Genomic DNA, 1,873 nt, shown 5'->3' with positions numbered 1-1,873 from the left:
TTATGTGGCGCCAGTCACTGAACTGGAACAGCAGGTGGCAGGCATCTGGGCTCAGGTGCTGGAGCTGGAGCAAGTAGGCTTGAGCGACAACTTCTTCGAGCTTGGCGGCCATTCGTTGCTGGCCACCCAGGTAGTGCTGCGCCTGCGCGAAGCGCTGGGCCATGAAGTGCCGGTCAAGACGCTGTTCCTGGCCCGCGACCTGGCGGACTTCTGCGAGGCCTTGCAGGCCCTGCAGCCCGCGCTCGATCCACTGCACGATGTTTTGGCTAAATCCTTGGAGGACCTCAATCGTCTAACTGCCGATGATCTTGAAAAACTGATTTCCTAGTGAGGACACGGCATGCAGCAACTAATCGAATCGGTAAGCGCGCTTTCTTCCGAGAAGCGCAAAGCCTTGGCGATTCTGCTGAGTCAGAAGGGGGTCAACCTCTATGGCATCGCGCCGATTTTCCGGCGTGATGCCGACGAGCCCCTTCGGCTGTCCTATGCCCAGGAGCGTCAGTGGTTCCTCTGGAACCTGGAACCGCACAGCGCGGCGTATCACATCCCCACGGCGCTGCGCTTGCGCGGCGCCCTGGACATGGCCGCGCTGCAGCGCAGCTTCGCGACGCTGATCGAGCGTCACGAAGTACTGCGCAGCGTGTTCGTCGAGGTCGACGGGCAGTTGCTGCAGCAGGTTCGCGCGCCGTTCGCGCTGCCGCTGCCGGTGCAGGTACTGACCGATGCCGGGCAACTGGAACAGGCGGTGGCGGGGGAGATCGCCGTGCTCTTCGACCTGGGCGAAGGGCCGTTGCTGCGCGCGCGCCTGCTGCAGGTGAGCGAAGACGACCATGTGCTGGTGTTGACCCAGCACCACATCATTTCCGACGGCGCCTCGATGCAGTTGATGGTCGAGGAGCTGATCAACTGCTATGGCGCGTTCAGTCGTGGCCAGCAGCCCGAGCTGCCGGCGCTGCCGATCCAGTATGCCGACTATGCATTGTGGCAGCGCCAATGGATGGAGGCTGGCGAGCGCGAGCGCCAATTGGCCTACTGGACCACCCGCCTGGGCGGCGAGCAGCCGGTGCTGGAATTGCCGCTGGATCGTCCGCGGCCAGCGCTGCAGAGCTTGCGTGGCGCACGCCTGGATATCGAACTGTCGGCCGAGCTGGGCAGGGGTTTGCAAGAGGTAGCGCGGCAGCAGGGGGCGACCCTGTACATGGTCCTGCTGGCGTCGTTCCAGGCGCTGTTGCACCGCTACAGCCGACAGCGCGATATCCGTGTCGGCGTGCCGATCGGCAACCGCAACCGCGCAGAGACCGAGCGCCTGATCGGCTTCTTCGTCAATACCCAGGTGCTCAGCGCCGAAGTCGATGGTCAGGCGCCGTTCACCACATTGCTGCAACAGGCCAAGGAGGCGGCGCTGGGCGCCCAGGAGCATCAGGACCTGCCGTTCGAGCAACTGGTCGAAGCCTTGGCGCCGGAGCGCAACCTCAGTCACAGCCCGTTGTTCCAGGTGCTGTTCAATCACCAGGCGCACCGTGGCGCGGGCCGGCAGGCCCATGAGCTGCCGGGGCTGCGGGTCGAATCGCTGAACTGGGAGAGCCAGACCGCGCAATTCGACCTGATGCTCGATACCCATGAAGAGCAGGGGCAGTTGTGGGCGTCGCTGACCTACGCGACCGACCTGTTCGACTCAACCACCATCGAGCGCCTGGCGGGCCACTGGCAGGCGTTGCTCGAAGGTATCGTCAGCGCCCCCGGCACGCGCGTCAGCGAGTTGCCGATGCTGACGACGGCGGAACGTGCCGCAACGCTGGCTGCCTGGAATACCGCCCCGGCCACGTTCGCGCCGAGCCAGCCGCTGCATCGCCTGATCGAAGCCCAGGCGGCC

At 64.8% G+C, this 1,873-nt stretch carries 2 protein-coding genes; both read left to right on the top strand.

The features are described from left to right. Positions 1-328 (top strand): phosphopantetheine-binding protein (locus tag V7787_RS52690; RefSeq protein WP_336095439.1); only part of this gene is annotated, 328 nt, incomplete at its 5' end. 12 nt (positions 329-340) lie between these two features. Next, positions 341-1,873 (top strand): condensation domain-containing protein (locus V7787_RS52685; protein WP_336095438.1); only part of this gene is annotated, 1,533 nt, incomplete at its 3' end.

The organism is Pseudomonas sp. CGJS7 (assembly GCF_036961695.1).
Note: the sequence above shows the minus strand (reverse complement) of the source record. Positions and strands in the feature narration are given on the sequence as shown.